A 23,976-nucleotide genomic window follows, 5' to 3' on the forward strand; every position below is an offset into this window, starting at 1 on the left:
ACACCGCTCTCAGTGGAGGCTTCAACGGCCCGGGTCCAGAAAGGCGTCGTAGCCCCGCGCTCGAACAGTCCGGCGCGAGTGTGGTCCCCGCTACTGGAGCTGTTCACAAGGAATTAGGGCCTCCTGGATCTCGGTTGGCTTCGCAACCCCGAGCTACCAAGAGGCCCTTCATGCCCGCGGCCAGCAGCGATCACCCGATCGAGACTCCCGTTCGAGAGCCGGCCCTCAAGATCGGAACGACAACAGCCACTAATGGGCGGCCCCTCCCTCTTGGCACCCGACCACAGGTCAGCGTGGGTCCGCCTGGGGATCCAAGCCGAGTAATTCCGAGGCCGCCCCGAGCAGGGGGTGGAGACGTGTAAATGTCCCCATCAGACATGGTCCGCGGCTGGTTCGACCAGGCCCAGAACCGCGATCGAGTGACGGTGCGGGAAGGTACTGGGCGAGCGTCGCCTCAGGGCAGTCGCTTCATGAAGCGCAGCCCCATCCAGTAGGCGGGTACCGCGAGGGCGATGCTGATGATGGTGGCAAGACGGTGAGCCCAGTCGGGAAAAGCCCGGCTGGTCCACTCCAGCGCCGCCGGGTTGGCCAGGAAGAAGACCGCCCAGGCGGCAAAGGCCGCCCCAGCTTTGTCCTTGGTCCAGCCGGGGCGCCTTGGTATTTCGTCGCTCACGCCGCAGTTCAAGCGAACGCCTGGTTGATCAGCAAGAGGCCAGCCCTCAGCAGGGTCCGGAGCAGTCACAGGCAAGGCCCCGATCACAGGACGACTCCCGCGCCCGCCGGCGCCTTCACGGGGCGCAATCCATCTTGCGTCTTGAGCGCCCACATCTCCAACTGCGGCCTCGTCACGTACTGGCGGTTCCCTCACACCACCGCAAACACGAGCGCCCCTACCCCACCCCCACCAGCGGAACTACACCCTCGCTGGGGCGATGCGGTAGAGCACGTTCGGCCGCAGTGGCCCTTCGGGCGCGGTGGGGTCGTCGGCCGGGTCCCGGGTCATGCCGATCCGGCGCATCACCGCCTGGGAACGGAAGTTGGCGGCTGTCGTGACAGCGAGGATCTCGGGAAGCCCAAGAGTGTCGAAGCCGTGGGCCAGGACTGTCAGCGCAGCCTCGGTGGAGTAGCCCTGGCCCCAGGCCGAGTGGGCGAGCCGCCAGCCGATCTCCACTCCGGTGAACGGCATGTCGTCGTCCACGTCGTCCAGGCCTGCGAAGCCAATGAACTCGCCCGTGGCCTGCACCTCAACCGCCCACCACCCGTAGCCTCGCTGGTCGAACTCGGCCTGGAAGCGCGCCACGGACGCATCGCTCTGTTCGCGGGTAAGCAGGTCCCCCGAGTGCTCGCGAACCACAGGGTCGGCATTCATAGCCGCCCACGGGTCAAGGTCGGAGTCACGCCATCGGCGCAGGACAAGGCGATCGGTTCGCAGTTCAGCCATCCTGCTCAGCCAACGTGACCTCTATCCCCGAGGCAATTTCTTTGTCTTCTGGGTGGCGCCGACGCCCAGAGGCGCGGATCGCTCCCGGGGCGAACACGGTGAGCCCCAACCCAGCGGACCGATGCGGTCAAAGCACGTGGTCACTGCCCTCCAACCGTGCACGGCAAAGGGGTCTTCCCATGGTTTCTTCCCTCGGCTCCGCGACGTCGGCGATCCGCACGGACCAACCGTTCCTGGTGCGGTTTCTCCGTGATCCTCAAGGTTTCGTGATCGCGACTGTGCAGTGGGGGGCGCATCACCTAGTTTCCTGGAGCCCTATAGCCATCCCAGCGTTGACCCTCTTCCTGAGCACGCTGCTCGCCGCCCGATGGTGGTGGAGTCTGCGTTGTAGACGATCGATGGCCTCCAACGCCCATGTCGTACAGATCCTTCCGCCGCCGGTCGCCGATCCCGCCGGCGCTCTCGCCCTGTGGTCACACCTCATCGGCCTGCTCCGTCCGGCCTGGCGTAGGTTCCTGCTCGGGCAACCGCATCTGGCTTGGGAGTACGTCCTGAGCCGTGACACGGCGAGGATCCAACTCTGGGTGCCCGGCGGCATCCCGCAGGGGATGATTGAGCGCGCCGTCGAAGCGGCATGGCCCGGTGCCCGAACGCGCACAGCACCGGCAACGCCGCCGGTCCGTACCGCTTCCCCGCTCGAGTCCGCCACCGGCGAGCTCCGTCTGGCCCGCAATGAGGGCCTGCCGATTCGCACCGACTTCGCCACCGACCCCCTGCGGGCCCTGCTCGGGGCACCATTCGGCCTCGACCGGTGCGAACAGGTCGTCGTACAGGTCCTCGCCCGACCGACCACCGGCCGAAGGCGCAGGAAGGCACGCCGATCCGCGCGCCAGGTGCACGCCCAAGGTTCAGCAACCCCGGCGAGCCGCCTGTTGGACCTCTTCACACCCAGCACGCGTTCAAGCGACCTCCGAGCGCCACTACCTGGCCAGCACCAATCATCCCTAGAAACCTCCGTCCAGGACCGGGCGATCGTTACCAAGCAGCGCGGCGGCGCGTACGAAGGCCGCATCCGCTACGCGGTCACAGACCTCCACAGCCAGGAGAACCGCACCGACATCCGCGCCCGGCTTCGCGGCCACGCCCACGCCGTCGCCGGCGTCTACTCCATCTACACCGACCACAATTACTTCCGCCGCAAGCGACCGCGCCGGCTGCTGCGCTCGCTTTCCGAACGCCGCCTCGGCCAGGGCGACTTGTGGTCCGTGGCGGAGCTGTCGGCGCTCGCACACCTGCCGTGGGACGCGGCCGTTCCCGGTCTGCAACGCGCCGGCGCCCGGGCAGTTTCTCCACCGCCCGGCATCGCATCGCCCGGACCATCAACCAAGCCGATTGGGCTGTCCGACACCGCAGGCCATCAATCAGTCGCCCTGCAAACCGCCGACGCACGCCACCACATCCATCTCCTCGGCGCCACCGGCTCGGGCAAGTCCCACCTCCTCGCACACATGATCCTTGCCGACGCCGATGCGGGACGCGGCCAGGTCGTCATCGACCCCAAGGGCGATCTCGTGGTGGACGTCCTCACCCGCCTGCCGGAACACCTCGGCGACAAGGTCGTCCTCCTCGACGCGGACAGCCGTTCCCACCCGCCGATCCTCAACCCGCTCGACGGCGACAACACCGCACGGACCGTGGACAACCTGGTCTCGATCTTCTCCCGCGTCTACGCCGCATCCTGGGGCCCACGAACCGACGACATCCTGCGCGCCGGCCTCCTCACCCTCCGAGCCCTGCCCGGCACGCCGCTCCTCACCGACCTGCCGAAACTCCTGTCCAACGAGGTTTTCCGCCACCGTGCCACGGCCCAGATCGACGACGAAATCCTGCGCGGCTTCTGGTCCTGGTACGACGACCTCTCCACTGCGGCTCGCGCCCACGTCACCGCACCATTGATGAACAAACTCCGCGGCTTCCTGCTACGCCCCTTCGTCCGCGAGGCCCTCTCCGGAGGTCCCTCGACCATCGACATGGACCACCTGCTCGACGACGGCGGCGTCTGCCTCGTACGCATCACTCGTGGCGCCCTCGGACCGGAGACGGCCCACCTCATCGGCTCGGTCGTCGTCGCCCGCACCTGGCTGTCAGCAACTCGCCGCGCCCGCCTCCCCCAAGCCCAACGCCGCGACGCCTCCCTCTACATCGACGAGGCGCACCACTTCCTCAACCTCCCCTACCCGCTGGAGGACATGCTCGCCGAGGCCCGCGGCTACCGCCTCTCGATGGTCCTCGCCCACCAATACCTCCGCCAGCTCCCCAAAGAGCTCGAGGAAGGCATCAGCGCCAACGCCCGCACCAAGATCTTCTTCAATTCCTCGCCAGAAGACGCCCGCGTCCTCGCCCAGCACACCGAGCCCCGCCTCACGGCTCACGATCTCTCGAACCTCGACGCGTTCCACGTGGCCGTACGCCCCGTCCTGAACGGCACCGAAGCACCCGCCTTCACCGCGGTCACCATGCCGCTCCCCCCACCGATACCAGGCCGGGCCCGACACATCCGCGCCGCCGCACGCCGCAACGCCCGCCCCACCGTCACGCGCGCAGCCGAGCGGCAGACGGAGGCCCAATCATCCGATCCACGCCGTGCACGGCCTTCACCAGGAGGTGAACTCCCTTGATCTCCAACGCCGTTCCGCCGCACACGCATCGCACCCATCGCCCCAAACGGGTCAGCCACCGAGCCGCCGCTACCAGCGACTACCTCGCACGCCTCGCCCCGCGTCTGACCTCGCGTGATCGCTGGTTGATCCGGATGCTGTACGAGCACCGGGTCTTCACCTCGGGCCAGATCACGGATCTCGCCTGGCCCTCCGTGCGGGCCGCCAACCATCGGCTCCACCAGCTGTACGTGTGGCGGGTCATCGACCGCTTCAAGCCGTTCGTCTCCTACGGCTCGGCCCCCATGCACTACGTCCTCGACGTAGCCGGCGCCACCGTGCTCGCCCATGAGGAGTGCCTGGAGGTTCGCTCCCTCGGCTACCGCCACGAGCGCGCGATGGGCATCGCCTACTCGCTCATGCTGGCCCACGCGGTAGGCGCCAACGGCTTCTTCACCGACCTGGTCGCCCTGTCCCGCCAAGCGGACACGCATGGGCATCTGGCAGCGTGGTGGTCCGAAGCGCGCTGCCGACGCCACTTCGGCGACGTCGTATGTCCCGACGGTTACGGCCGCTGGCAGGCGCCCGACGGGGAATTCGAGTGGTTCCTGGAGTACGACCGCGGAACCGAGCGCCCAGCCAAGCGAGTGGGCGACAAGCTGCCCCGGTACGCGAAGCTCGCCGAGAACACCGGCATCATCACGCCGGTCCTCGTATGGACCCCGACACTGCGTCGGGAGACCGCCGTCCGCCACGCACTCGACCAGGCCCTCGCAGCTCTGCCCGATCCGGCGGCTGTCCCCGTAGCCGTCACCAATGGTGAACTCATCGCAGATGGCGACGCGTTGAGCGCCCGCTGGCTGCCCTTGACCGCCTGCTCCGCGAACCGTCTCCGGCTGTCCGACCTGAGCTCGGCCTGGCCACAGCTGCCACCTCTTCCGGCCACCCCGGACGAACCCGCGGGCAGGAGCGGGACCGCCTCGCTCCTGCCGCCGCCCATCCCGCAGTGCCCGAAGGCCGGGAGCGATCGCGGGTGGTGGTGACTCGATGCTCAAACACGCCCTGCTCGCTATGGGGGCGCTGCTCCTTGCCATCGTGGTCACGGCCGCCGGAGCGGGCGGCATGCTCTCAACCCTCGGCGGACAGGGCGCTGGTCCGAGCGCTTATGCCGCTGCCGACATCCCGGCGGACTACCTGCTGCTCTACCGGCAGGCGGCAACGACCTGCCCGGGGCTGGACTGGTCCGTGCCCGCCGCGATCGGCAAGGTGGAGACCGACCACGGCCGCTCCACGCTCCCCGGCGTCCACAACGGGACCAACTACGCCGGGGCGCGCGGCCCGATGCAGTTCCTCGGCTCCACCTTCGCCCAGGTCATCGCGAAGCACCCACTGCCGCGCTTCGCATCTCACATGCCGTCCCCCTACGACCCGCGGGACTCGATCTACGCGGCCGTCGCCCTGCTCTGCGACGCCGGCGCACGCAACAAGCACGACCTCCAGCACGCGATCTTCGCCTACAACCACGCGAACTGGTACGTGGCAAAAGTTCTCGCCGTGGCTCAGTCGTACCGTCGAAGCAGCCCAAGCACGTCGAGCGCTGCAGCGCTCCAGGCCGTCAACTACGCCACGGGCCAACTCGGCCTGCCATACGTCTGGGGCGGCAACGGTCCCACCGCCGGAGACGCCGGATTCGACTGCTCCGGCCTTACCAAGGAGGCTTACGCGAGCGCTCACATCGTCCTGCCGCGCACCGCGCAACAGCAATTCGACGCAGGACCGCGGGTGGCCGGACCATCCGCCCTCTCACCAGGCGACCTGGTCTTCTACGGCCACTCGTCCAACGGAATCCACCACGTCGGCCTCTACATCGGCGAAGGACAGGTGATCGACGCACCCGCCCCGGGTACGAAGATCCGCATCGAGCCGTACCGCTACCCCGGCGACGACTATGCAGGTGCTACGCGACCTGCCACGTGATTGCTAAAGGCCCAGGTCGCCGTGCTGCCCGAAGATCTGAAGCAGGTGTCGTCCGGGCATCCTTTCACTCGGCTGCACTGCGACGGTGAACACCTCCAGGTCACCGAACACGGGATCCCCGCTTGGGCGTCGGGTGTACGCCTTGAAGCCGTAGTCCACTCCATCCTGCGCATCACAGGTCATCCAGGTGATCGCTTCTCTTTCCCCTTCTCTCAGGGGCAGATTCGAAACCGCGCGCGCTGCTATGCCGCCCTCAATCAGCGCCAACACCTGTGGCACGGCCAATGCCCACCGGACGGCGTGGATCTCCTGTGCTCGCTGGGCGGCCCGTTCCTCGAACGCAACGGCCGTGGCGTCATCGCGGAGATAGTCGTAGTCGGACAGCACCAGCGATCGCTCCCCCTCGAGCGAGACAATGGCCGGACACTGCCGGTCCTCGATCCCTCGCTCCAAGCGGGTCACGACATCACGCAGGAGGGCCTCGGTCTCGGGGTTCACCCGAGATCCTTACCTCCCGGCTCGTCACGTTCCTTGAAGACGTAGTACGCGTCCATGATTTCGACCGACGCACGATCGCCGAGGTGGGCCAGACGCTGGAGCGTGCGGCTCACCTCGGTGCGTTGTGCCCGGCCCGCGCGCGTCGGCGTCTCATCCACGGCAGTCCCGTCGAGTGCTTCCAGCGCAGCGGAAAGCTCCCTAACGGTCGCCCGGGCCTTACTCAGGTCGATCTCCACAGGCGCTTCCTCCTGGCTCGTCGAGTACTCGAGCAGGAGGTTAGCCCGACAGACGGCTTGACGCAGGGCAGCGAAGCGGCTCAGAGACCGTTCGGTGCCTCCGCCTCAGCCAACGGTGCTCACAGCAGCTCTTGGAGCTCGTCCGCCAGGTCATACGCCGGGTCGCCCGGGAATCGGTTCGCCAGATCGGGCCACAGGGCCTGCCAGACCGTTGGGGCCGCTCCGTAGACAAGGCGGATGACGCCCAACTCTTCCGGATGACTCACCAATCGCAATCGCAGGTCGAGCCCAAGCTCAAGGAGGTTGCGGACCTGGAGTCCGGCGGACGGCGGTGTGTCGTTCTCGCTCAGTGCTTCAGCGAGCAAGTCCAGCACACCGGCCGAGGCCGCCGGGCCCAGCCCGGAAACGGCGAGTTCATAGTCACGGCCACCGCTTCGGTGCAGGCCGATCGTGTAAGCGAAGGGGCGAGCACCGGTTTCCGGGTCGCCTCCCACGTACTGCACGGCATGGCCATAGTTGGCGATGATCGCCTTGATGGCGCGGAGGTACGTGTCTTCCAACATCATGGTGATCCTTCTTGGGGTGCGTCACGGAGGACGGAGGGCCCCTTCCGGGAGCGAATCGGAAGAGGGCCCTCCCCACCCCGGCGGGGGGATGGCCGACGGCAGGGAATGCAGCAAAGCTGCCGCCGGGTCCGGTGGTTGCGGCGGGACTCGAACCCGCGACCCAGGACTTATAAGATCCGCGCTCTACCAACTGAGCTACGCAACCGAGCAGTTCGACCACATCCGGTTCAGAGCGGTGCGTCCTTGAGGCGTCCGGAGGAGGGGGAACTGCTCCTCCGGACGCCGTTCATGGGGTGGCGGTTACCGGGCCCGCGTGCTTGTGGACGACCCAGGTGACCGCCTGCACGGTGCTCGGCAGTTCACCGAGGCGTCGCGCCGCCTCGCGGTAGCAGTCCGCAAGCAGCGAATACCGCCGGGAGTTGGACAGACCCCGGCCACGGTTGCCGTAGGTTTCGCCCACGGCGATGTCGTGGGCGTGCCGATCGATGACCACCGCATCCGGGTCTTCGGGATCCGCGATACACCGGAAGAACATCCCTGTCTTGCGCTCTATCGGGAGCACTTCCAGGGGATCCGCCCCTGCGATGATCTTCGAGGCTTTATTCAAGGCATCGCCGACATGCCCGGACGGAATCCCTGTCGCCATTGCCCGCTGGGCCAACTGGCAGTTCTGCGCCCATGACTTGTTCGCCGAGAGCGCGGCGAGTACGCCAGCGCCGGAACGTACGTCACCGTTGGCGATGAGCGCGGCCAGTTGGTGAGCGGCCCTGTACCAGGTTCGCCCCCGCTCCTCCTGAGCGGGTGTTGCTGCATGCCAGACGCCGATGATGTTGCGCACATATCGCTCTCGCGTCTCCTGCGAAGCACGTCCAGAGACCAATGGGTCCTCCTCTCTCGCCCTCACTCAAATACGGCGCGGGAAAGTACCCAATTACCGATCTCTGAACAGAATCCAGCCCCGAGTCCCGCATTCCCTCACGAGGGCCGGAGGGGATGCGGGACGCACCATAGGTCGCGACCGAACTTCACGCCAAACCGAATTGAAGATCGGCAAGCAGATCCGAATTCCCCTTGCGAACGGCCCACCGACGCATGCCGTCGACCCGATGCGGGTGGAACGGGGCCCAATCCGTGGGCGCGACACGCAGGAACTCTCGACTTTCATGTTCCTCAATGGTCGAGATCACTCGCAGCAAATCCGCGTACAGGTCTTCGTCCGTCGATTCTTTCACCACGATCGGGAATTCCGCATACGCGCTGATCTCGTCCGGGTACCCGCTTCGGGCCTGATCCCGGTTGCTGTTGCGTGCCGGATAGCTCACCCGAACGGCAATGGTTCCCTCGAACCGGTTTACGTGATCGCGGGCTTCGAACGACCAGCCCGGCTTGTAGATCACGCGATGGATGAGTTCAATGGCGCTCGCATTCTCCATGATTCCCTCCGATCGACTGACGCTCACATAAATACGCCAGCCAAAAGGCCTCGATTACCGATCAGGACGGGACTTTCTCACGGCAGAACCGACGCCGGGTTCCGAATCCTGAGATCCGGAACCCGGCCGCCAGAGCAAGGAGCGGCTAGTCGATTTCCCCTACTCCGGCGCCGCGGTACACAAGGTCTTCTCGCACGGCGTCGAGCGACGCCGTAAGCGCGCGCCATTCCTTCAGCGCGACGTCTTTGGCCCGCTGCACCTTCGAAGAGGAGTTGAGAGGCCCTCCGTACAGCTCTTGGGCGGCCCTGCCCATAATGCCAGCGCGCCCTAAGTCGGTCGCCTTTTCGGCGATGGCGAGAACACTGCGCAATGCGGGATACCCGCTGCCGTCACCCCAAGCAGTGCGAAAGATGATTTCGCCGAGGCCCGACAGATAGGGAGCGGACGCAAGAGTGGAGAGTTTGTCGGCGCGCGCAACGCCACGGATCAGCTGCACTCCGGGCGCAGCGTCGACCCCCCTCGCGTATGCGTCCAGCCGGTACCCGTTCCTAGCAGCCGCATCCCTTACCGCCCAGTACTGGATCGCCTTACGGGTCACGACGATCGTCTCTCCGTCGCGCCGCACGTACTGCCAAGCAGACGGTTCGCGCGTTGCCACCCACACCGCTGCAACCTCGCAGTTCACTATGATCTCGCGAAGCCGCTTCGCAAACATCAAGACGGCGTCCTGCGCGACATCGTCGCTCACATCGTCTGTGCCGTACAGCGCGCTCCCATTCCGCGCAGCTGTGCTGCTGCCATCCATCCGCTTACGCGACCGAGTGGAGTCGACGGCACGACAATATCCACGCGCCGCCTTTTGCAGATCCCTGAAGTCCTCCGGCGTCACGCGCTTCATGTCATCTGCCGTAACGTCCGCACCTCGACCAGATTTCGAGGTTTCCCTCGAAAGGGATTGGTTCACGAGGATCGTCTCCGATCGCTCCCGGCGCGCGCCCGATGCGCTGCGCCTTACCAATTCCATTTTCCCGCAATTCGAGAGCAATTCAAGAGGCGAAAGCAAGATTCTTGAGAATTGGGCACCGGCAATTGAACTGTCCAGGATTGAGTGTTGCGACTCAAAACACCCAACAAAGTCGACCAATCTAGATAAGAGTTCGAAAATAACAAATCATTCACACCGTAGAAGACTTGCCAGGAATCCCGGATAACTCAACCAGTTTCATATTCATTTTCCAGAACACGCCGGCTTTGTTCCCCTCCCCCTCGCGGCCACCTGCTGACAGAAGACCTGTCTCAGACAAAGTTGCAGGATGCGCAGGAAGCCCCTCTGGCACCGCTGACCTGCAAGAAGACACGCTCAGGGGGCTACCGCTCAAGCAGGGGGAGGCATTGGCAGACCTGTAGGAAGGGTGGACGGTACCCCCAAGTTCACAGCACCGCGGACCATTTGCCCCGGGACAAACGGGTCTGTCCGTCGGGCGTGATGAGGACATTGGCACCGCGCAGAGGGAGTTCGCCGTGCTGAAGCCAGTAAGCGCGGATCTCGTCGAGCGTGTCCCACAGTCGCCGGGGGCCGCTCTGGTGCACGGTCGGCCGCTCACTACCCAGAGCCGTCGCCCTTGCCCAGGACCCGTCCTCATGCGCCAGCCACGTCGTATGCCGCTCCCCCATCTCCTCATAGCCGTGGAGGATTCCCGGCACGGTGATTTCGAGCATGGAAGCCAGATCCCAGGCCTGTTCTGTGTCGATGACGGGATAGGGGCCGGTGTGGATCTCCTCTCCTTCCGCCGTGCGCGCCATGTCGACCAGGGCATCGGACCGCGGTAGGAAGTCCTCACCCTCTCGAGTCCGCATGAAGCCGGCCCGATCCCACTCGACTCGACCGACGGCGCTGCCGTCACCGCGTTTGTCCGCCGTCACGATCAACGAGGTGCCACCGATCGTGGTCACAAGCCGCCCGCTCGGCTTGAGCGCAGCCAACCAACTGGCGGGGATGGGTCGGACGCCGACAGTGGCGACGATGCGGTCGTAGCCTCCGGGCAGTTCGTCGGTGGCGTCTGCGAGCACGACGTGGGGACGCAATTGAAGACGCTCCAAGCGCCGTCGGGCGGCGTCGACGAGGTAGGGATCCACGTCGACGCTGGTGACACGATGGTTGCCGAGACGCTGAGCGACCAGGGCGGTGCCATACCCAGACCCGGTGCCGACATCCAGCAGTTCGTCACAGTCGTCGAGGCGCGCGTGCTGGAACATCCGCACGAGCAGGCTCGGCAGCGTGGCCGACGACGTGGGCATGCCCTGCGGTTGGTCGTCCGGCTTCGCGTGGTCGGCATGCAAGGGGCCGACCCGCGTGATCAGTGAGATGTCCCGGTAACCGACTGCCAGCCAGGTACGCGTGTCGTCCGCTCCGCGCTGAAGTGCCCAGCCAGCCGGGGTGCGCTGCCACCAGTTGGGGACGAACTGGTGGCGCGGCACCGAGGCAACGGGGCCACGCCAGCGGGACGTGTGGTGGGTCACGCGCGTCGCGAGTGCGGCGGCATGCGGCTGCCAGTTCATGCCCAGAAACCGTACGCCGGGTCACAGGCCGGAGTGTTCGCCGGATCGCAGTCGCCGGAGTCGTCCGGTGTACAACCCCCGCCAAAGGCGACCGGGACTGCACGGCGGGCTTCAGCCCAGCGGGCCCCGGAGAGGACTTCCTTCAGCGGCTGCTCCTTGACGTTCCCGGTGGGCAGGAAACGGCTGAGGATGCAGCCGTACACCTCGCCGTCCGGGGAGACGGCAACGCGATGGTGGAAGCAGTGCCCGCACAACTGGTCGACGCCCGGGATCACGGAGGCGCGCTCGGCAGCCCGACCCACCTTCCTCTCCCCGTCCACTTGGATCCGAGTCACGCCGAGCGCTCGCAGTTCAGCCTCAGCCTGCTCGACCCGCTGTCCGTGAAGGACTCGTACGATTCCGACCCGCAGTGGGATCCCGCGCTCCAGCGCTTCGGCGATGTTGGCGCGGATACGGGCGTGGGTCCCCCGGGTGCCCGTGATCTGGTCGTGCTCGGTCGCAGTATCGCTGTAGTAGCTCGTGGCCAGACGTACGCCATCCTGGGCCAGGGTCTCCCACAGGATGGGACGGATGTGCACGAGGTTGGAGTACACCTCGACGGCCAGTCCCCGCGAGCGGGCGCAGTCGATCAGTTCGATCTGACGCGGGTAGAGCGTCGGCTCACCGCCAATGAACTGGATGCCGGGAATGCCGAGTTCAGCGACGGAGTGTACGACCTTCACCCAGCCGTCATGGGTCATGGTGCCGGGGCCCGCCTTCGGACCGGAATCGGTGCAGCAATGCCGGCACCGCTGCTGGCAGCGGGCGGTCAGCTCGCACTCGACGGAAAGGATCCCATCGGCAGGGGAAGGAATGCGCGCAGACGCGCCTACGACAGTGCTCACGGCGGAACCCTCCTGGTGTGAGAAATGATGAACTGGCCCCGCCCCGGCCGGGGAGCCCTGGGCTGACCGGGGCGGGAGTTTGTGTCCCTCTCCGGCCAGCCTTGCGGCGAAGGCTCGGCCCTGGAGAAGGCGATGGAATCGGATGTGCCCCTGTCTCGCTGAGGCGCAGCCGCCTACAGCTCGTCGAGCCTCGCCTTGTGTACGAGGAGGGCCTCGACAGACCGGGCGAGACCTTGTGCGTACCTGGTCTCACTCGTGAATGTGGAGCCCACAGCGAGTCCAAGACGTCGCCGCGCTTCTTCCACGCCAGCGGTGGCGGGGGCGCTCACGGTGACCTGGACACCCGGTCGGTTGGATCGGTCCTCGATCTCCGGGATCAGCGCTGTCAGGTAGCCGCGCAAGTCAAGCATCAGGCTCAACATCGCTTGTCGCTCTGGGAGTTCGGCATCATCGGCGATCAGGTGCCGAGCGACCGTGAGCATCCCCGCTGGGCTCGCGGCGACGTGCAGGATCTCCTCCAGCGCTCTTCGCAGCGTCGCCGCCCGGGTGATGCCACGTTTGGGAGGGACGAGCCAGTACGGACCCGGAGGTGAATCCTTACCAGCGGGTGGCAGTACGACGTAAGCGTGTGTGCCGAGCCGGCGAGTGTGCGGGACGTCCCAACCTTCCGTGCTGCCGGGCGGTAGAAGGAAGTAGAGGACCGGCTCGGCGCATGCAGGATCGACAGCAACGGCTCCGGGCTGAGCGATCCGTTCGATGGCCTGTACGCCGAGATAGCGGCCGACCCGAACGGCATCCCAGTCGATTCCCGCCGGCGTCAACCGCATGCCGGTCGCCCACGTGATGTCTTCCGCGTTGCTGATCATTTGTTCCGTCCTTCATCGCGCTGTGCGGTGAAGGTAGAAGAAGAGCAACGGCGCGCCCCGAACTGAGAGTTCGGGCGAACCACGGGTTCGTGTCAGACGAGTTGGAGTCGTTGGGTGAGATCCGTGACCTGACGACGGAATGTGGGGCGGACTCGCTTCTGCAGGTCAAGGATCATGCTGCGTGCGAGCGCGCTGCGTACAAGGTCTTCGGGCGCAATCTCTTCGAGGTCGAGGAGGTGCACGAGCACCGCGGCATCTTCGCGGCGCAGGTCATGGCACCGAGCCAGCTCCAGTCCGAACGTGAACTGCCGCTCCCGGCTGGGTAGTCGGCTGGTGTCGATCTGATCAGCCACGCGGAGTCCTTCGACGGCTTCTCCGGCCAGCATCTCGATACTCATTGCGTGCATCTCGACGTTGGTCGGCCCGAAAACCGTCCATTGGACATTGCCCTCGCCGACCTGACGGGCAAGCGGGGCGGCGTGCTGCTCAAGCCGCTGCCGCGCTTCCCACCAGCGATGTCGGCGCGCATCGGATACGACCGCGACAAGTTCGAGAGCACCCTCAACTGCCTTGCTCGCGATAGTGACCGGTGCCTGCCTCAGTTGTGCGACCGCCGAAAGGGCAACGTCCTTGGCCTCGTCGACTGCTCCTGGCTCGTCGTGGGACAACAGGACATGGCCAAGATTCCATTGCGCGGCAGCAATACGCACCGGGTCATCGGCACTCTCTGCTGCACGGATCGCCCGATCGGCGACCATCAGCGACAGGTCCAGCCGTCCCGCGCGGCGGCAGTACGAGCGCAACAGACCGTACAAGTCCGCTGCCACCCGCAGGACTTCGCGCCGTGCCGCAGCGTCATTTCCCGTCCGGTGGGCCCGTACGGCCAGCTCCACCTCGGTGATCAGATCGGGCAGAATCTCTGCGGCCTCGGTGAACCGAGTCCGTGAGGACTGCCATATCCCCCAGGCCTCTCCCACGCGCTCCCGCAATTCCGCGGCGTCCGGAGGCTCATCGTTGCGTGGCGGCCCGCATCCCATGAGCGCGCGAGCCACCGCCGGCGCGGCGGTGAGTGGTGCCGTGGGACACACGACAGGCTCGTCGGCGAGCAGCGCGGCGACGGGGACTCCGAGCTCTGCGGCAAGGCGGGACAGAACACGGGCGGACGGAACCTTCGTACCGGCTTCGATCTGCTGAAGGTAGCGCTCTGTGATGCCGCACAGGCCGGCCACGGCCGCCTGGGAACGGTTGCCGTTCTTGCGCCGGTAGTACTTCACTCGCGCACCAACCGGCAGTGTCGCCGGGTCCACTCCTGGGCCCCCTTCCGCAATCACGGCTCCTGGAGTCAGCGTAGAACGGGAAAGGCGCGCTCGAGCATGATCCGTGCACCCCGACGTGACATCTTGTTACCAGCAGCGGACGGGAAGTTGAGGCTCTCCATGGCATGGCTGGTTCTCTGGGACATCGACCACACCTTGATCGATACCCGCGGTGTCGGCCGCGAGCTGTCGGCCTCGGCGTTCGAACGCACCACGGGACGGGCGATGCGTGAGCAGGCGAAGATCGACGGCATCACGGAGCCCGTCATCTTCCGCGAAACGGCGAAGCTGCACGGACTGTCGACGAACCGGACGGACTTCGAGCGCTTCGCCGAGGCACTGGCCGACGAACACGTGAAGCGCGCGGAAGATCTCCAAGTACGGGGTCTTGCGCTCCCGGGCGCCGCAGCGGCCCTGCACGCGCTCGACGCCGCCGGTTTCCAACAGACCGTCGTGTCCGGAAACATCAAGGCCGTTGCCGAGCTCAAGCTGCGGGTATTCGACCTCGACCGGCACATCCGCTGGGAACTCGGCGCGTACGGAGAGGACGACGACACGCGCGCCGAACTCGTCCGGTTGTCCCTCCAGCGCGCCGGCGCAACTGCCGCGGACTCGGTCCTGATCGGTGACACCCCAGCCGACGTGGAAGGCGCGCACGCCAACGGAGTGCGGGTGATCGCGGTGGCGTCGGGCCGCAGCAATGAATCAACGCTTCAGGCCGAGGGTGCAGAGGCGGTGCTGTCCGATCTGCGCGATACCGAAGTGCTCGTAAAACTCGTGCGTGGCGATGACCGGCAATCGAAGTGACTGTCGCGAGGTCGCGAGGTTCTACGATCCGCACCTCAATGGTCGGGTGGCCCGAGGGAGTCTCACCCCCGGGCTCCCACAGAACGGAGCGTGACAGTCTCCCGTCACTCCGCTCTTGTCACTCTGATCACCAGAAACACGGCGTCCATGCCCAGTGGGCGAAGAGCCTGGGATGCCGGCTGGTGATGCGCTGCCAGCACCTGTGGGCTGCCTTGAACGACCGAAATCGCTTGTACTTCTTGCGGATCCAGCGCATCAGGTAGGCGCTGATACGCCGCAGGAGGGGCAGCAGTTCGGAGCGGTAGAACGCTCCGTAGTACTGCATCCAGCCGCGCACGATCGGGTTGATCCTGCGGGCCAGTTCGGCGAAGGTGAGGCCGATCCGCAGGTGAAGCCGCCAGGAGCGGACCTCCCCGCTGATCTTCTTCAGGGCCTCCTTGCTGATCGCGGGCAGGAAGTTGGTGAAGTTCTTCCCCTTCCTGTTCCGCGCTCTGCGGGCTTGGAACGTGAACCCGAGGAACGTGAACGACGTGTGCTCGTAAGCGCCGCGCCGATTCCCGTCCTTGCAGTACACGATCTTGGTCTTGTCGGGGTGCAACCGCAGCCCGACCTCTTCCATCCTGTTCCTGAGCGCTGTCAGGACCTGTTGAGCCTGGCGCTCGCTGACGCAGTGCACGACCGCGTCATCGGCATACCGTTCGAACTGGACATCCCGGAAGTTGCGGGCCAGCCACAGGTCGAACGCGTAGTGCATGAACAGGTTCGCCAGCACGGGCGAGACCGCGGAGCCCTGCGGGGTCCCCCGGTCCCGCTTCTGCAAGGAACCGTCGGGCAGTTGAAGCGGCGCCTGGAGCCACCGCTTAACATATAAAATCACCCAGACGGCATCGGTGTGAGCCTCCACGGCCTTGACGATGAGGTCCCACCGGACGCTGTCGAAGAACTTCTGAATGTCGAGATCGATCACCCAGTCCTTCCTCCAACACCGTGTCCGGCAGCGCTCCACCGCATCCAGAGCCGACCGTCTTGGCCGGTAGCCATAGGAATCCTCGTGGAACGCAGGCTCCACCCGAACTCCGAGATGCCTGGCCACCACCGTTTGCGCAACGCGGTCGGCGACAGTGGGAATGCCGAGCATTCTTGTGCCGCCACCATGCTGCTTCGGGATCTCCACCGCTCGCACCGGAGGGGGAAAGTACGTCCCCGATGACATCCGATTCCAGATCTTGTACAGGTTGCCCCGCAGATCTGATTCGAAGTCAGCGATGGACTGCCCGTCTACCCCTGGCGCTCCCTGATTCCTCTTTACCTCCTGGAACCCCTCCCAGACTTCCCACTTCGAGATCTCAAACGACTTCTCCGGTGACTTCAACTGGTTCATCGACTCCTCCCGGAGAGCGTCCGGTTGGTCAAACTCCCACAGTCACGAGTGACCCGGCCCCTTCGCTCCACCCCCATTACAGGGGCTTCAGCACTACTACGGGCCGGTCCGCCGACATGCCCCGCGCCGGTACTCAGCTCCTCACGGTGTTCGCCGCTTGGAGTGCTCCCTCTCGCGCCCCCACCGGGATGCAGTGTCGGGGCATGACTTCCCACGTTCCGTACAAGAGCATTAGATCAGACTCACGTCACCTCCATGCCGGACACCGCCTGGCCAATAAACGGGAACCCGCCAGACTCATCCCGAAGCAAAAGCCATCGCCCCGGTTTTGATGCCACTTGAGTTGGATAACGACACGTCGTCAGTGATTCGCTCGCGCTCGTCTTCCTGATCCCTACCTGACACTTCAAAGAGTGCCTTTTCCACATCGCTCACCACAGTCGCGTCGCCGCTCCCGCAGCATGTGGCGGTTTGAAGCCTCCCCCCGCAGGGCGGCTCCGAAGGGCCAAATCCTTCATCTCTTGCACAGCATCAATCGCAGCGGCTCTCCTACATTGAGCCCCTCCTCTTGTTCGTGGCACACGGCCAATTCCAACCTGAACACGCTGGTCATGGGGCTGGTGTGAGTGGTGGGTGGGATTTTCGTGCTGGTCGCAGCACAGATCGCTGGCAGGTGATCGTCTGTCACGGGGCGGTTCCTGTGGATCCCGTCGAGCAAGTTCGGTTGTTCGCAGGGTCGCTCCCGGGAGAGACGTTTGTCCACGCGGGGTCATGAACCTGCCGATCGGACTGTAGCCGGCGTCAGTCGGCTGACGGCGGGGGCAGGGTGTCGACGAGGCTGAGGAGCCTTCGCAGTGCCGGCGCGGCGCTTGCCGACTGGTGGGCCAGGGCGAGGTCCACGGTGGGCATGGGCGCGGCCACGCGCTTGAGCCGCACCCCTGGTATGCGCAGCGCACGGGCACGCCCCTCGGGCACCGGGGCGATGCCGGTGCCCGCGGCGACGCTGAGGAGGAGTTGCTCGTCGTCGGGTTCTTCCCGCACGATGCGCGGCCCGCTGTCGGGCCACAGCTGCCGGGTGATCAGGTCGTGCATTCCGGGGGCGTTCTCGCGCGGCCAGAGGATCACGGGTTCGGCGGCGATGCGTCCGCGGGTGATCCTGCGTTCGCGGGCGAGGGGATGATCGGCGGGGACGGCCACGAGGAGTTCCTCGCGGGCGATGTGCCGACACTCCAGGCCCTCGCTGTCCAGCGGTGGCCGTACGAAGGCGGCGTCCAGTCTTCCGGCCAGCAGCTCGGTGATGTTGTGCGCGGTCCACCCCGTCCGTACGACGAGTTCCACGTCCGGATGGAGGGTGCGGAACGCGGCGAGGAGTGCGTCGACGGGGCCGCCGCGGGCGGAGCGGGTCAGGGCTAGGCGGAGCTGCCCCTGCCGTCCGCCGACGGCTGCCTGGATACGTTCCTTCGCCGCGGCCGCGTGGGCCAGCAGTCCGCTGGATTCGTGGGCTACGACCCCGCCGACGACGGTCAACCGGCAGCCGCGGCTGCCCCGTTCGAGCAGTGGAGCGCCGATGTCCCGTTCCAGTGCCTTGATCTGCTGGCTCAGGGCGGGCTGGGCGATGTGCAGTCGGTGCGCGGCCCGCGTGAAGTTCAACTCCTCGGCCAGCACGAGGAAGTACCGCAGCCGCCGCAAGTCCATCCGCCAACTATAAGCGCGGCTTATTGCATTGAACGTGACTGGTCTTGGACAGGCCGTCAGCTCCCCGCCGACAGTGGCAACACACGGTTCGGCGATCGAGGGGGAGACATGGGCGACAGGTTCGACGCGGTCGTCGTCGGCGCCGGGGTCATCGGGCTCACCACCGCACTGCGCCTGCAGCAGGCCGGTTCCCGCGTCGCCGTGGTCACGGCCGAACCGCCCGCCGAGACGACGTCCTCCGTCGCCGCGGCGGTATGGTACCCGACCCACACCCGGTTCGAACCGCGCGTGCTGGAGTGGGCCACCCACACCCACGACGAGTTCGCCCGCCAGGCGGCGGACGGGGTGCCCGGCGTGGTCATGCGCCCCACCCGAATGCTGCTGCGCGGCCCGATCCACGACATCCCCTGGTGGGCCTCCGCCCTTCCCGACCTCCGCACCCTGCGCGGGGACGAGGTAGGGGCCCCGTTCACCGGCGCCTGGGCGTTCACCGTTCCGACCGTGGAGATGTCCCACTACCTGCCCTGGCTCCAGCAGAGCCTCGCCGCGGCGGGCGGCACGCTGATCCATCGCCGTATCGACGCCCTGGAGCAGGCATGCACATGGGCTCCCGTGGTGGTGAACGCATCCGGCCTGGCGACCCGCGCTCTCTGCGGCGACACCGAAATACGGCCGGCACGAGGACAGTTGGTCCTCGTCGCTAACCCCGGGCTGTCCACATCCGTGCGCGACGAGGACAACGCCGACGGCTACACATACGTCCACCCCCGCAGCACGGACGTCGTCCTCGGCGGCACCTTCGAGATCGGCGAGTGGGACACCACGCCGTCCCCCGCCACCGCCGCCGCGATCCTGCGCCGCTGCACCGAACTGCTGCCGGAACTGGCGGGCGCCCCGGTCCTGGGCCACCAGGTGGGCCTACGTCCCTTTCGCGACAGCGGAGTTCGCCTGGAGGCCGACCCGCGCCCGCCCGGCCGGATACGCCGGCTCGTGCACAACTACGGCCATGGGGGCGCCGGAGTCACCCTCGCCTGGGGCTGCGCGGACGCCGCGACCGCCCTTGTGCACCAGCCCCGTTAGCACCGCTCCCCTACTCAGGAACCGGGTGTACGCCGATGGATTCCACCGAACCCGCCAAGACCGACACGCCCGCCACGTCTGTCGGCGGGACACCACCGCAACCCGGCCGGCCGCCGACGGGGCCCCGCGCCAAGGTGCGGCGCCGCACGCTGCTGCTCGCCGCGCTCGGTCTGACCGCCGTCACCGTCACGTTCGCGGAGATCGAGTCGAGAGCGGGCGACGACGAACCCCGCAAGATCGTGTTCACCGTCCCCGACGGCCACGCCCGCAGCGTGGCGTTCAGCCCGGACGGCAAGACACTCGTCGCCGGCCTGTCCGGAGTCCGGGGTATCAACAGCACGCTGCGGTCGTGGAACCTCGCCAAGGGCGCCGCGACCACCCCCTGGCCCCACCAGGTCGAGGACGTCACAAAGCTGGCCTTCAGCCCGGACGGCAGGACGCTGGCCGTGGCCGGCACCCTTCAAGTGTCCCTGTGGAACGTGGCGAAACCCACCGGCGTCGCGCTGCCCATTCCCACCCTGGACCTGGCGTTCGCCCCGAACGGCAAGACCATGGCCACCGGCGGCCGCGACGGCGTGGCCCGGCTGTGGGACCTGGCCACCGGCACCGTCACCGACACCCTGACGCCCGAGGGCATGACCGTGGTCAACGCAGTGGCGTTCAGCGCGAACGGATACATCCTGGCCACGGGCGGCGACGACCGGAGCGACAGCCCGGTACGGCTGTGGGACCTGCTCGACCCCCTCGGCGACGCCACCCTCGAACTTCCGCATGGGCACGGCTTCAAGCCCCTCGCGTTCAGTCCGGTCGGCGACCTGCTGGCCACGGGCGGCGCCGACGGCACCGTACGCGTGTGGGAGACGCCCGAGACGGACACCGCAGTCGCCACACTCACCGGCCACACCGGCCCGGTGACCGCGGTGGCGTTCAGCCCGGACGGGGACACCCTGGCAACCGGCAGCGACGACAGGACCGTGCGGTTGTGGGACACGAGCTCGCTCGACGTCGTCCCCGTCGACACCCTCACCGGCCAGACCGACAAGGTGACATCAGTGGCGTTCAGCCCGGACGGCAGGACCGTGGCCTCGGGCAGCCTCGACGGCACGGTGCGGCTGTGGCCGAACCGGTGACCACGACTCCCTTGTAGACCACGCCAGTCGACCATTGTGGGGACCAAGTGATGACTGTCAGAGACGCGGAGCCCGCAGCCGGAACGATGTTGCGCGGCAGAGGCGGAACAGCCCACCTGAAACGCAAGGCCGTCGCGTTGGACTGGGCAGGCATCCGGCTGGTCATTCCCCTCCACGCGATCGAGGCCGTCCATGTCGCCAGGAACAAGCGCCCAACTGCCGAGATCCGGCTGAACTCGGCGGCCGCCGGAGCCCGTGCGGCAACGGTCTGCGCGATCAGCTCCCGCAGCATCAAAGAGGTGGAAGCCTTCGCCAACGCCGTCAACGCCGCCCTCCCGCAACGGGACGAGGCCGAAAGACGCATCGACGGCGCGGCCCTGGTGAAGGCGTAGGAACGCCCCCCCACGCCCAGAACACCCCGCAGACCATTCCTGTCCACGGACGAATGGTGGGCCTGCTCCGCGCTCACCTTTCTCTTCGCCCTCGGCCTGCTGCTCCCCGCGCGGGCGGGAGACGGGCACCTCGCCAAGTTGTGGGCCGCCACCTTCGCGGGAGTTGTGTTCGGCTGCGCAGTAGCCCGCAGCACGTGGCGCGCCACGGTGACCTGGTGGCTGCTGCACCGGTACGGCGTGACAACCATCGCCACATACGCGGACTACATGCCCGGGGATGACGACAACACCCCCGGGATCGTGGTGTACGAGTTCACCGACACCGCCGGCACGACTCACGAAGTCCGTCGCAGCGGCGCGCGCTCGGCTCCCGACAACATAGCGATCTCCTACGACCCAGCCAGACCCGACTTCGCCATGGGACCGGGACAACCGTGGGTCAGGACCCTGATCCTGCTGATCCGCCTCCTCGTCGGCGTGCCGATCACGCTCGCCATGGCCGCCTTCCTGCTGTGGTACTTCACCACCGCGATGCACGCGTAGAGCAGGCACAAGCCCCTCCGTCCGACCGCCGAACGATCGGCCCGCGTGGCATTGAGCAAGGGTTTCCATCTCCGCGTGGATCGGTGCAGGCAGCCTCAACCGTGGCTATCAGCCGGTACATCGCCTGATCCGTTGTCACGTCTGCATCGAGGCGTGGTTCCAGTGAGCCTGCGTCATCTTGAAGTTGTAGGTCACGGGGCTGGCGTGGGTCGAGGCTGGGATGCTTGTACTGGTCGTGGGCGTGATCGGTAGCGGGTGATCGTCTGGCGGCGGTGGGCCTCGGCGTTCGTCAGTACGAGGAGAGCCGCAGCGGCGTGGTCGCGTGCCGCGCGTTCATGCGCACTTTGGTGAGCAATCGCCAGACACCTCACGTTGCCAACGTGTCAAGCAGCGGTGGGGAAAGCGGTGCGTTCGTCGAACAACTCGTGCTTCTGAAGACAGTGATAGAGCTGTCCGAGCATTCGATTGAACAGGTTCCGCCGGGCGGCGGCGTTCCAGTCGCCGTGTTCGTCGCGGCGTCGACGGTAGTGGGCTTTGGCCCCGGGTGATCCGTTCGGAGCGGCGAAGGCCCATAGGTAGCCGGCGTGGTTGAGCCGGTCGTTCTTCACCCAGCGGCGGGTGATGCTCGTCTTCTTGCCAGAGGCCCGGGTGATGGGCGAGGAGCCTGCGTATGCCTTCAGCCCCCGGGCGTCGGCGAAGCGGGTGCGGTCGTCCCCGATCTCGGCGAGGATCCGGGCGGCGAGCTGGATGCCGAGCCCGGGAAAGCTCGTCAGGATGTCGGCGTCCGGGTGCTGAGGGAACGCTTCTTCCACCGCCTGGGCGAGTTGATCGGCGGCAGCGCAGGCGGCGTCGAGCTGCATCAGGAGGGCGAGCATCTGCTTGCCGAGGGCGTCCTCGATGAGCGGGGGCTGGTGGGCCCACTCAGCGTGGAAGACGTCGCGGAGCCGGTCGGCCTCGGCTGCAAGACCACGCTGGCGGCCGGCGCGCTTGAGGGCCGCCTGGAGCTGGCTGCGGGTCAGTCGTGCCGCCCGCGTCGGGGTCGGGGCGGTCTTGAGGAGTTCGCGTGCCTCGGGGCGGCACAGGCCGTTGGTCCAGGTAGCGAAGGCGTCCAGGGCGGCCGGATAGTACTCCCGGAGCAGGGAGCGTAGTTGGTTGGCGAGCTGCTGCCGGTTCCACAGGGCGTCCTGCTGGGCACGGGCGAGGACGGCGATCGCCCGGCCGAGGTCGGAGTCGTCGGGCAGCGGCCGGTGTGCGTGCATGTCGGTGCGCAGGATGTTCGCCAGGACGAGGGCATCGCCGGGGTCGGACTTCTTGCGCGAGACGCTGTGCCTGTCGCGGTAGCGGGCGGCGGCCAGCGGATTGATCGCGTACACCTTCCGCTTCCCGGTCCGCAGCACGGCGACGAGCAGGCCGCGGGAGGTCTCGATGGCCACCGGGATCGGGTTCTCCTCGGTGTCGCCGTGCTCGGCGAGCAGCTCGAGCAGCAGCTTGTAGCCGACGGCGTCGTCGGTTATGTGCCGCTTGGCAACTAACGTGCCGGCGTCGTCGACCAGGGCGACGTCGTGGGTGCGTTCGGCCCAGTCGATTCCGCAGTAGATCAAGGCAGTTCCTTCCCGATGTGCTGATGTTTACGCTGGTCACGAGCGCATGCGGGCCACGCGTCGCACTAATCCCAGGCATCAACCGCCACTGCGGATGTGCCGCCACCTCACGAGCCGTTCGTGGCACCAGCGCACCCCACGGGCCTCGGTCTGCGCAGGAGCTCGAACGGCCCGGGCGTATCAAGAAGTCACCGCGGAGTGGGCTCACACCACCAACACCAACGAGCGGCCGAGGTGTTGGGTGTTGACGCTCGCGGGTGCTGGATGTCACCGGTCTGGCGAGAGGCATCAAGGCCCGTTCTTCAGAAGGCATACGTCCAGCACCCGACTCGAACACCCAAGGAACGACGGGGCTCCCTCGGGTTGCCCTTGAAAAGGGATTAGTTCTTCAGGTCGGCGAAGCCGTGCTCGTTCGCCGCTCGCTCGCGGCTGTCCAGCTGGTTCGCTTCCTTCTGGGCGGCAGTGAGCGGATGGCCGCGGGGCGCCCGTCGGCCGGTGATGAACCGGTCCAATCCGTACACGACTTCCTTGGACGCAACCGAGGATGGGCACGAGAGTGGGCATCGTCATCTCATGTATCAGCTGTTCATAGCAGGTCTCGTCATAGCCGCCGTGATGCTCTCGGTGCTGGTCGTCGGGTTCCTGGCGGTGACTGTCAGATTGTGGGACGCCTGGTGGGCCAGAGCGGCCCATGCCTTGGTCTTCCTGGCGGCCGCGGCGGCCGTGGCGTTCGGGATCCACTGGGTGATCCATGCCCTGCCGCCGGGCGGATGCGTGCACCATCCATGCGTCACCGCCCCCGGCGACTAGTCGGCACGGGCCTCGATCGCGTTGCGGACCTCCTGTCGACAGAACTCCTCGCGACATCGCAGGTCACCTCAACCCACCACCTTCCCCAGCTCCCATCCCGCGCA

At 66.7% G+C, this 23,976-nt stretch carries 25 protein-coding genes and 1 tRNA gene; 9 read left to right on the plus strand and 17 right to left on the minus strand.

Going from position 1 to position 23,976, the window contains the following annotated elements; all coding sequences use genetic code 11:
• Positions 1 to 454: 454 nt before the first annotated feature.
• Both P2Q00_RS33305 and P2Q00_RS33310 read right to left on the minus strand, forming a co-directional pair.
• Positions 455 to 673 (minus strand): hypothetical protein, encoded by a 219-nt coding sequence (locus P2Q00_RS33305; RefSeq protein WP_275777263.1) that lies wholly within the window; start codon positions 671 to 673, stop codon positions 455 to 457.
• A gap of 240 nt (positions 674 to 913) precedes the next feature.
• Entirely contained in the window at positions 914 to 1,441 is a 528-nt protein-coding gene (locus P2Q00_RS33310) for a GNAT family N-acetyltransferase (protein ID WP_275777265.1), read from the minus strand.
• A 398-nt stretch (positions 1,442 to 1,839) separates the two neighbouring features.
• Between P2Q00_RS33310 and P2Q00_RS33315 the strand changes: the two genes are divergently transcribed.
• From P2Q00_RS33315 to P2Q00_RS33325, 3 genes are read left to right on the plus strand one after another with little or no spacing between them, the layout of a single operon-like run.
• A complete protein-coding gene (locus P2Q00_RS33315) occupies positions 1,840 to 4,119 on the plus strand; it encodes a type IV secretory system conjugative DNA transfer family protein (protein WP_275777267.1) in 2,280 nt (759 codons plus the stop codon).
• Entirely contained in the window at positions 4,116 to 5,141 is a 1,026-nt protein-coding gene (locus P2Q00_RS33320; RefSeq protein ID WP_275777269.1) for a replication-relaxation family protein, read from the plus strand. Before P2Q00_RS33315 ends, P2Q00_RS33320 begins: the two co-directional genes overlap by 4 nt.
• Positions 5,142 to 5,145: 4 nt before the next feature.
• Entirely contained in the window at positions 5,146 to 6,075 is a 930-nt protein-coding gene (locus tag P2Q00_RS33325; RefSeq protein ID WP_275777271.1) for a C40 family peptidase, read from the plus strand.
• 3 nt (positions 6,076 to 6,078) lie between these two features.
• Here the strand turns inward: P2Q00_RS33325 and P2Q00_RS33330 are convergent, their stop codons facing one another.
• The 11 genes from P2Q00_RS33330 to P2Q00_RS33380 form a co-directional block, all read right to left on the minus strand.
• The gene (locus P2Q00_RS33330) at positions 6,079 to 6,573 is read right to left on the minus strand and encodes a hypothetical protein (RefSeq protein WP_275777273.1); all 495 of its coding nucleotides are present in this window, start codon (positions 6,571 to 6,573) and stop codon (positions 6,079 to 6,081) included.
• Positions 6,570 to 6,809, minus strand: a complete 240-nt coding sequence (locus P2Q00_RS33335; protein WP_275777274.1) for a hypothetical protein — start codon at positions 6,807 to 6,809, stop codon at positions 6,570 to 6,572. Before P2Q00_RS33335 ends, P2Q00_RS33330 begins: the two co-directional genes overlap by 4 nt.
• Positions 6,810 to 6,928: 119 nt before the next feature.
• Positions 6,929 to 7,375 (minus strand): DUF4262 domain-containing protein, encoded by a 447-nt coding sequence (locus tag P2Q00_RS33340; RefSeq protein WP_275777275.1) that lies wholly within the window; start codon positions 7,373 to 7,375, stop codon positions 6,929 to 6,931.
• 132 nt (positions 7,376 to 7,507) lie between these two features.
• Positions 7,508 to 7,580, minus strand: a tRNA-Ile gene (locus P2Q00_RS33345).
• 81 nt (positions 7,581 to 7,661) lie between these two features.
• Positions 7,662 to 8,279 carry a DUF7178 family protein gene (locus P2Q00_RS33350; RefSeq protein WP_425579653.1) on the minus strand — a complete coding sequence of 206 codons (618 nt, stop codon included), beginning with the start codon at positions 8,277 to 8,279 and terminating at the stop codon, positions 7,662 to 7,664.
• A gap of 121 nt (positions 8,280 to 8,400) precedes the next feature.
• Positions 8,401 to 8,808, minus strand: a complete 408-nt coding sequence (locus P2Q00_RS33355) for a hypothetical protein (protein ID WP_275777278.1) — start codon at positions 8,806 to 8,808, stop codon at positions 8,401 to 8,403.
• A 145-nt stretch (positions 8,809 to 8,953) separates the two neighbouring features.
• On the minus strand, positions 8,954 to 9,706 hold the full coding sequence (locus tag P2Q00_RS33360) for a hypothetical protein (RefSeq protein WP_275777279.1): 753 nt from the start codon (positions 9,704 to 9,706) through the stop codon (positions 8,954 to 8,956).
• A 533-nt stretch (positions 9,707 to 10,239) separates the two neighbouring features.
• Positions 10,240 to 11,367, minus strand: a complete 1,128-nt coding sequence (locus P2Q00_RS33365) for a methyltransferase domain-containing protein (protein ID WP_275777280.1) — start codon at positions 11,365 to 11,367, stop codon at positions 10,240 to 10,242.
• Positions 11,364 to 12,251, minus strand: a complete 888-nt coding sequence (locus P2Q00_RS33370; RefSeq protein ID WP_275777282.1) for a radical SAM/SPASM domain-containing protein — start codon at positions 12,249 to 12,251, stop codon at positions 11,364 to 11,366. The genes P2Q00_RS33365 and P2Q00_RS33370 overlap by 4 nt, the downstream gene beginning before the upstream one ends.
• Before the next feature lie 173 nt (positions 12,252 to 12,424).
• Positions 12,425 to 13,117, minus strand: a complete 693-nt coding sequence (locus P2Q00_RS33375) for a DUF6415 family natural product biosynthesis protein (RefSeq protein ID WP_275777283.1) — start codon at positions 13,115 to 13,117, stop codon at positions 12,425 to 12,427.
• Between the two features lie 92 nt (positions 13,118 to 13,209).
• The gene (locus tag P2Q00_RS33380) at positions 13,210 to 14,391 is read right to left on the minus strand and encodes a helix-turn-helix domain-containing protein (RefSeq protein ID WP_275777285.1); all 1,182 of its coding nucleotides are present in this window, start codon (positions 14,389 to 14,391) and stop codon (positions 13,210 to 13,212) included.
• A gap of 162 nt (positions 14,392 to 14,553) precedes the next feature.
• Here P2Q00_RS33380 and P2Q00_RS33385 point away from each other — a divergent pair, with 162 nt between their 5' ends.
• Positions 14,554 to 15,240 carry an HAD family hydrolase gene (locus P2Q00_RS33385; RefSeq protein WP_275777286.1) on the plus strand — a complete coding sequence of 229 codons (687 nt, stop codon included), beginning with the start codon at positions 14,554 to 14,556 and terminating at the stop codon, positions 15,238 to 15,240.
• Between the two features lie 127 nt (positions 15,241 to 15,367).
• Here P2Q00_RS33385 and ltrA read toward each other — a convergent pair whose 3' ends face one another.
• Both ltrA and P2Q00_RS33395 read right to left on the minus strand, forming a co-directional pair.
• On the minus strand, positions 15,368 to 16,621 hold the full coding sequence (gene ltrA, locus P2Q00_RS33390; protein WP_275777288.1) for a group II intron reverse transcriptase/maturase: 1,254 nt from the start codon (positions 16,619 to 16,621) through the stop codon (positions 15,368 to 15,370).
• A gap of 801 nt (positions 16,622 to 17,422) precedes the next feature.
• Positions 17,423 to 18,316, minus strand: a complete 894-nt coding sequence (locus P2Q00_RS33395; RefSeq protein ID WP_275777290.1) for a LysR family transcriptional regulator — start codon at positions 18,314 to 18,316, stop codon at positions 17,423 to 17,425.
• A 108-nt stretch (positions 18,317 to 18,424) separates the two neighbouring features.
• On the opposite strand from P2Q00_RS33395, the gene P2Q00_RS33400 reads away from it, so the two are divergent.
• From P2Q00_RS33400 to P2Q00_RS33415, 4 genes are all read left to right on the plus strand, one after another.
• A complete protein-coding gene (locus tag P2Q00_RS33400; protein ID WP_275777292.1) occupies positions 18,425 to 19,396 on the plus strand; it encodes an FAD-dependent oxidoreductase in 972 nt (323 codons plus the stop codon).
• Positions 19,397 to 19,431: 35 nt separating this feature from the next.
• Positions 19,432 to 20,526 carry a WD40 repeat domain-containing protein gene (locus tag P2Q00_RS33405; RefSeq protein ID WP_275777293.1) on the plus strand — a complete coding sequence of 365 codons (1,095 nt, stop codon included), beginning with the start codon at positions 19,432 to 19,434 and terminating at the stop codon, positions 20,524 to 20,526.
• 50 nt (positions 20,527 to 20,576) lie between these two features.
• Positions 20,577 to 20,918, plus strand: a complete 342-nt coding sequence (locus P2Q00_RS33410; RefSeq protein ID WP_275777294.1) for a hypothetical protein — start codon at positions 20,577 to 20,579, stop codon at positions 20,916 to 20,918.
• Positions 20,919 to 21,155: 237 nt separating this feature from the next.
• Positions 21,156 to 21,461: a hypothetical protein gene (locus P2Q00_RS33415; RefSeq protein WP_275777295.1), complete on the plus strand. Its 306-nt coding sequence runs from the start codon at positions 21,156 to 21,158 to the stop codon at positions 21,459 to 21,461.
• 383 nt (positions 21,462 to 21,844) lie between these two features.
• Here P2Q00_RS33415 and P2Q00_RS33420 read toward each other — a convergent pair whose 3' ends face one another.
• Together P2Q00_RS33420 and P2Q00_RS33425 are read right to left on the minus strand one after the other, a co-directional pair.
• Positions 21,845 to 23,062: an IS110 family RNA-guided transposase gene (locus P2Q00_RS33420; protein ID WP_275777296.1), complete on the minus strand. Its 1,218-nt coding sequence runs from the start codon at positions 23,060 to 23,062 to the stop codon at positions 21,845 to 21,847.
• Positions 23,063 to 23,442: 380 nt separating this feature from the next.
• Positions 23,443 to 23,583: a hypothetical protein gene (locus P2Q00_RS33425; protein ID WP_275777297.1), complete on the minus strand. Its 141-nt coding sequence runs from the start codon at positions 23,581 to 23,583 to the stop codon at positions 23,443 to 23,445.
• 52 nt (positions 23,584 to 23,635) lie between these two features.
• On the opposite strand from P2Q00_RS33425, the gene P2Q00_RS33430 reads away from it, so the two are divergent.
• Positions 23,636 to 23,872: a hypothetical protein gene (locus tag P2Q00_RS33430; RefSeq protein ID WP_275777298.1), complete on the plus strand. Its 237-nt coding sequence runs from the start codon at positions 23,636 to 23,638 to the stop codon at positions 23,870 to 23,872.
• Positions 23,873 to 23,976 lie beyond the last annotated feature (104 nt).

It is taken from the genome of Streptomyces coacervatus, from assembly GCF_029223485.1.
In the GTDB taxonomy this organism is placed as follows: domain Bacteria; phylum Actinomycetota; class Actinomycetes; order Streptomycetales; family Streptomycetaceae; genus Streptomyces; species Streptomyces coacervatus.